A 6,767-nucleotide genomic window follows, 5' to 3' on the forward strand; every position below is an offset into this window, starting at 1 on the left:
GGAAATTACTATGTTGGAATTTCTCAAGACTCTAACAAGGTCAACACCAACTATTTTTTACAGTTAGTCAACATTACGAATCCAGACCCAAGCATCAGTGTTGCCTTAGCAAATCCCACTAGTGTCACTGAAGACGGCACCGCCAACCTAGTTTACAGCTTCACCCGTACTGGCAGCACCAGCAATGCCTTAACCGTCAACTATGGCATTACTGGTACAGCTACCTTCAACACCGACTACACCCAAACAGGCGCAGCCAGTTTTACAGCTACCACCGGAACAATTACCTTTGCAGCCGGAAGTAGTACAAAAACCTTAACCATTAACCCGACAGCAGACATCGCTGTTGAAAGTAATGAAACCGTTGCCCTGACTCTAGCAACAGGCACTGGTTACGCCATCGGCACTACAACAGCCGTCACCGGAACCATTACTAATGACGATTCTTCATCACCCAGTAGTGCGGGGAATAATACCTATTCTTTCCTAGCTAATACTGCCTTGGGAACCAAAACAATTACAGAAATTACAACAGGTGGCACTGATACTATTGACTTTAGCAGTACTACAGTTCCCGTAAACGTAAATCTGGGTGTAACCACCTTACAAACGGTTAATAGCAATCTTAAACTCATTCTCTCTGCCAACAACGTTATCGAAAATGCAACGGGTGGCACAGGCAATGACCGTCTCACTGGTAATACACTGAATAACACTCTGATTGGCGGTAACGGAAATGACCAACTACAAGGGTTAGCAGGAAATGATACCCTCCAGGGAGGTAATGGTAATGATATTCTCACTGGTGGAACTGGTGACGACTTCCTCTGGGGAGGACTGGACGATGATATTCTCACTGGTGGAGCCGGGAAGGATAAATATCTGTTCCAAAGTAGTGGAGTTTTTAACACAAGCTTAGGTGTTGATTACATCACCGAGTTTGAAGCAGGACAAGACCAGATTGTGCTGAGTAAAACCACCTTCAATGCTGTTACTAATACTGCTGGACAGGCTTTAACTAACTTTGCAGTTGTCAGTGACGATCAATTCGTCAACGCTAATAATGCGCGTATTGTCTTTAGCCAAAGTAGTGGCAGCCTATTCTATAACCAGGATGGCAATGTTCTAGGTACAGGAGGTGTGTTTGAGTTTGCTCGTTTAGGGAATCTTGATATTACTCTCAGTAGTGCCAATTTTAGTTTGATTGCCTAATACCGCTTCGCCCAATTCCAAATAAAAAATATCCAACTATTTATTGTGAGGTGGTTATCTCGCCTGCCTAGTAATCAAAGGCGGGCAAGATGCCCACCCCACAAAGTTGGATAATTTATGTATTGGAAGTGCCTTAACTTCCTTCAGCGATCGCAATAAAATTAAAAACGGACTCTTCTTTCGTAACTGCCACTTCTGGATAACTTATACCTGATTGTTGCCTAATTCCCAAATGCCAGATATTAACTTGAGCTTTGCTTGGGGTTATATTTTTGTTTTCTAAGTACTAAAGTGCTTACTATAAACCCTCAAAACTACCTTGACAGACTACTAGTAGAAGACATCAAGCAAACCCTGTTCCAAACAGCTCAAGCAATCAACGCTGAAGATTTGCAAACCTGTCATTTTACTCTACTGAAAGTCAGACAGTTGGTTCCTGGTATTTGACTCCTCGTTTTTGATGACGGTCATTAGCAACAATAGGATAAACAATGCTGCGTAACCGATTGATTGCACCGACAGGACGATGCACTGCTAGACCATTCCCAGGAGAAAAACTGAGATTTTCCCCAAAGTCATTATCTTTAGCAGAATTAACCTTCTGATGCTTAACTGTTAGACGACCAACTGTAAAGAAGGGTGATTCCTCTTCATTCCAAACAATGGTGGTATCATCAATCGACATCTCTGGGCTAGTTTGAAATTGGATTTGAAAGTCCCAACTATATTCAGCATCAGGTTTTGCTAAAGCTTTAATGATATCTTCTCGGTAGTAATTGTCCTCTGAACCTGAAGCTTTGGCACGTTGAAGCTCACTTTCTGGTCTGGACTCTAAAGGAAGTTGTTGATGAGGTGGTTGACTGGAAACTGGAGTAAATCCATATTTAATCACAACCGGATATTCCACAGGAACTCGACCTGGTTGAGATGAATCGAAATCAGATTTGAGTCCCAAAGAATACGCTGAAGCACTCCAATAGCGTTCTATGAGCAAACTTTTGGGAAAGCGTTTGAAACTGTTTTTTAAAAGTGTGGATTCGTAGGGATGTGACTTTAGCCATAAAAGCACCAACAGTTTAAAAAGCGGAAACAGCCCTGCTCGATAAATTGCCAAGAAAAAGCTGTGGAAATCTTTAATAGTTCTAACAAAAAAGAATTCGGTATTGTGGGTAATAATATCTTGGGTTTTTAACTCGTGACTTTGCGGTAGTCGTTCTCCTTCTACCCCGATCACTTTTACGGACATCGAGCGCGTATCTCCTTCATAATCATTCTTGACTGAAAACGCACCATTTGCAAATCGTAGCCAAACTGGATATTGTTTCGCTTTGGCAAATAAACCTTGTTTTAGGGAAATGGCTTGAAGTTGAGCTTCAGTTAATGAGGTGCGTTTGCTCAATTCCTGCTTAATTGCTGCTTCATCAAAGTCAAAGATTTCTAGAGTTCCTTGTACAGCAGCGTTGGTTTTAGAGTGGGTATCTCTCTTTGCAGTTTCTTTCTTATCACCTCCGTAAAGATTTTCCATGTTCTTTTTGACTAGCTCACTCATGAGATCGGAATATTTGGCTTCGTCTTTTTCTGGATATTCGGTAAATAGTTTCATTTTTTTTAAGTAAGATTAATTAATTGAGTTTATTTGAAGCTGCTTAGACATCGCTTGTTTGCAGTTATTGTCAAGTCAGCTTCGAGTGACAAATTGAAAAGAGTATTATTAAGAGCGATCGCTCCACCAACGTCTTCTTTACAATATGTTATGCATAGCAAGCTTTAAGAGTTAGGATACGATCGCACTAAAAGCCGATCTTTAGTGAAGGTCAAAACTAACTTTGTACTTTCTGCCTGAGGGAGGAACGTTGCGATTAACTAAATCGGAAACAGTGTTGGTATTTTGAATAATTTCCCAACCCAAAGGAGAAAAAGTCTTTTCATTGAAGATATTGGGTGATAGTAAAGGATTAGTTAGCGCTTGAGAAAAAGCATCAATCCCAATTAAGCGTGCTACTAGGGAAGGAATAGTTGAATTTTTCCGCCCATCCTCGGCGTAAAGTCCCACAAAGAACTCAACATTATCAACATGACCATATAATTCTTTGAGTTTCTCTTGAACAAATTCATCGCCGCTAATTTGCTCAAATCTTGTCACTCTGGGAAAACCGCACAATTGGCGATAATCGTTGTAGCTTGCTAATTGCAACTGGCGTCCCAGTCGGATTGAGGGTAACTCTGTTAACTCAACCAATATATCAGGAGTATTAAATAAACCAATTTTTGTACCTGGCTGAGAACAAGTTTCTTCCATCAATGCCCCTAAACCTTGGTCAATAAACATCTTATTGTTCCAAAGGGATGTAACAATATGGGTTGGTTTACCGTTATAGTTAAAGGTTTCTGGAATCGCACTATGCCAGCGATAAACAAAGTCAAACTCAATTGCCATATAATTGGGACGATGCCAACTTTCTTTAGTGAAAGCTTCAGGATCGGCAAACAACTTAAAGTGATAAGGAGTTATGTGGTTAATATACTCTTCCATAATGATTTTGAGAATAATCGCCATGAGAATATTTCTCGATGTTTGGAAGAGGCGTTCATCATCCCAATCTGGATAATTGCTTGCTAATTCATCACAAAGACGATTATGTTCGCGAAAACATAGAGTATTGAGCATGACATAGCCAATTTGCACATTTGCTCGTTCTACTCCCATCGCAAACATATATTGTTTTTTATCTACGGGCTGTCTTTTTTCATCATTGACAGGTTCATAAAGACCGTCAAATTCCGGCTTAACTTTACCTTCTGCTGCATCAGCATAATAAAACAAGGGATATTCTTCTTCTACACCATCTTGGCGCTTGAGTTTTTGAGTTTTGAGTTTACCTCCTTGAAAGCTTCTTAAAAGATGTGTTTGTTTTCTGGTTAAACCATAAACATTACACAAATCAATTTCATGGTTGGAAGTATTTTTTAGCTTATTGTAGTGATTAAGGCGAAGAAAGCTATCTGTAAACCACTGTACCCAATAGGGAAACAGCATAGTTGATTTGCTAGAGTAAATGGTTTTACCATCTCTTTTACGGAATAAAATAGCTAGGTCTTCAACTTTGGGTAGATTACCCTCAGCGTTTAACTTAGGATCGGGTGGTAGATGTCGTCCTGTATAAGTGCGGTCGTTGAGTGATTCCCAGGAAGTATAAGTATCAGTTTTTTTAGAAATTTCAGTATCAGGAATATGCTCATCTAAACTCATCATACTGTAGGGATTAGGACGAGTCGGAATTTTATAGATGAGGCTGTTAAGCAAAGTTTTATTAACTTTACGTGCAATAGATTTATTACTTTGGAGAAGTTGCCAAATCGGTTTAAAGTTCGTTAAAACGTATGTTTGAATTTTGTTCTCTAAACCGTCTTTGGATGTATCTCTTTTTCCGGTCATAATTTTTTACCTTATTTTTTGCAATTCTGTATTTAATGCGCCCGAAATTTATATGTTTCTATTACCCAAATTAATTGAAATTATTTCAGTTTGGAAATAATATTTTGGAGATTCTTGGGTCGATAGTCTTTGCGACTTTTCAAACGGTTGATCGTGCTTTCATGAATATCTTCAATGACATCGCTGACCTCACGAAACTTGATTCCTGCCAATTTAAAGAATCCAACATCACTCTTAAAGTCACAGTCATAATTGGGGTTAATACCTGTCGGAATCACACTTGTATCGAAGTCAAGCCCCAATTTCATCTCACCAATGCAATCAATCATCCACTGTAAAGCAGCATCTGATAACCCACTGTGTTCTTCCGTTCCACCACCAACGCAGCCGTGTTCACCTGGAAACCACTTTTGAATTACGCGCTGGTTTTCAGCCTCAGGATGCTTTTTCATGGGAGTGACGTCAAAGATTTCGCGGATTTCATCAATTGCCATCGCGTGCAAGGCATTCTGAACACATTTGTTTAAAGTAGTGTCATGGAATCTGTACCGCTTATTCAGCTATTCGTGCAACTTGCTGAAGGCAAGCATACCCGGAATACCGAGAGCGCCAACGGTATCAAAACAACCGACCAAAGTGATAGGGACGCGATCGCCATAAGCTTGACGGTATTCCACAGCTTCCTTATCCTTGGGTTTAATACCCCGGCTACGGTAAAGCTCGTAAGCGTCATGTGCTTTGGCGATATGGGGGCGGTCTAAAAGACCGGAGCAATAGATCATCCCCGCTAAACTTCTAACTGTGTAAGCACCGCGACTGAAGCCGAACAGATAGATTTCGTCACCAGGAACATAATTGAGACTAAGAAATCGGTAGCCATCTTCTATATTTCTATCGATTCCTATTCCGGTAGCTCCCCCTAAAACCTTTTGACCCTCGGTTCCAATACCCTCGTCATAAAATATGATTTGTGTAACCCCATCACTGGCGATCGGTTTAACGGATTGAGCTAACTTAACCACATTGCTTGGGTAAGGACTTGATAACTGTTGCCAAGTTCCATCACAGCAAACAACAAGACGTTTCATACTTCTATTTCAAAACCTTTGAGTAATTAGAGCAACGATGTTGTTGGTTTTTTAGACCACTTCTTACTAATTAAGTAAAAGAAGATTTTATCAGAGCGATCGCCTTCGTTAACTGAAGAGAAATGACGAAGATTTATCAGAAAGAAAGAAACGCGCGATCGCTGCATTAATTTTAGGTAAATGTTCCCACTTAACTACCTTCACCAATAGCAATAAAATTAAAAGCTGATTTTTCTTTCGTCACTGCCAGTTCTGAAGAACCTGTCCCAGATTGTTGTTTAATTCCTAAATCCCAGATAGCAACTTCCGCCTTGTTTGGAGTTATATCTTTGACAATAATTTGATTATCAGCACCCCAATCTTTCAAAGTAGCTACTACGCTGGGAGGTTCAACAAAAGGTTGTAAAAAAGTAATTACATAGGTTCCTGTATCCGGTGATTTAACTTCAAATCCTTGTCCAGTTTGTTTTGTTCCGTCTTCACCAACTGTGCCGTAAATAATTTGTTGTGTCATTTTTTTCACCTTTAGTTTTTTTATAGGAGTAGAGTGCGTTAAAGCAATGCAATAACGCAACTTCTACGTCATCGAATTTCACTCAACTTAGCTTTAAGCGGCTCAAGTCTAGTTATTTGTTTCCTGGTAACTGCTGTGGTTGTGCAGGATTAATTGAGATAGGTTTGAACGGCTTGAATGTGTTGATATCTACACAGGTAGTATTATCCAGCTTGGTTCTGAGTTCAGCGCTGAAAGTAACTAGCTGCTCAACAAGAGCTTGGCGATCGGTTAAGCAGCCTTTGATTGCCATTAGTTCTCCTAGAGTCCACTCATAGAGATGTCTGTCTGCGTTATTTATGATCACAGTCAGTTCGTTTCTGATTCTCAAGATTTGGTTGAGAAGCTCATCCACCTTGACGTTGATCACATTCGCTACCTGGATGTTGAATGACTCTCTGTCGCCTATGATGTTGATCACTTCATCCACATACTGTGTAACCAGAGTTATGAATGTCTGATTCCACTCGTTGCGGAC

The 6,767-nt window shown here is 40.2% G+C and carries 4 protein-coding genes and 2 pseudogenes; 1 reads left to right on the forward strand and 5 read right to left on the reverse strand.

Features of this window, described 5'->3' with window-relative positions; genetic code table 11:
• Positions 1–1,212 (forward strand): M10 family metallopeptidase C-terminal domain-containing protein (locus ACFE90_RS21950; RefSeq protein ID WP_375504274.1); only part of this gene is annotated, 1,212 nt, incomplete at its 5' end.
• Positions 1,213–1,633: 421 nt separating this feature from the next.
• On the opposite strand, the gene ACFE90_RS21955 is transcribed toward ACFE90_RS21950, so the two are convergent.
• The 5 genes and pseudogenes from ACFE90_RS21955 to ACFE90_RS21975 form a co-directional block, all read right to left on the reverse strand.
• Entirely contained in the window at positions 1,634–2,815 is a 1,182-nt protein-coding gene (locus ACFE90_RS21955) for a catalase (RefSeq protein WP_375504276.1), read from the reverse strand.
• A 201-nt stretch (positions 2,816–3,016) separates the two neighbouring features.
• A complete protein-coding gene (locus ACFE90_RS21960; RefSeq protein WP_375504278.1) occupies positions 3,017–4,648 on the reverse strand; it encodes a peroxidase family protein in 1,632 nt (543 codons plus the stop codon).
• An 80-nt stretch (positions 4,649–4,728) separates the two neighbouring features.
• Positions 4,729–5,736 (reverse strand): annotated as a pseudogene (locus tag ACFE90_RS21965) (DUF2235 domain-containing protein).
• Positions 5,737–5,926: 190 nt separating this feature from the next.
• Positions 5,927–6,250 carry a hypothetical protein gene (locus ACFE90_RS21970; RefSeq protein ID WP_375504280.1) on the reverse strand — a complete coding sequence of 108 codons (324 nt, stop codon included), beginning with the start codon at positions 6,248–6,250 and terminating at the stop codon, positions 5,927–5,929.
• Positions 6,251–6,362: 112 nt separating this feature from the next.
• Positions 6,363–6,767: pseudogene (locus ACFE90_RS21975) on the reverse strand (hypothetical protein); the annotation flags it as partial.

The sequence above is a fragment of the uncultured Nostoc sp. genome (assembly GCF_964245445.1).
Taxonomy (GTDB): domain Bacteria; phylum Cyanobacteriota; class Cyanobacteriia; order Cyanobacteriales; family Nostocaceae; genus Nostoc.

What these genes read in the sequence shown, in the direction of transcription:
- ACFE90_RS21960 (WP_375504278.1), bottom strand. Translation starts at nt 4,648, where the DNA reads ATGACCGGAAAAAGAGATACATCCAAAGACGGTTTAGAGAACAAAATT.
- ACFE90_RS21955 (WP_375504276.1), bottom strand. Translation starts at nt 2,815, where the DNA reads ATGAAACTATTTACCGAATATCCAGAAAAAGACGAAGCCAAATATTCC.
- ACFE90_RS21970 (WP_375504280.1), bottom strand. Translation starts at nt 6,250, where the DNA reads ATGACACAACAAATTATTTACGGCACAGTTGGTGAAGACGGAACAAAA.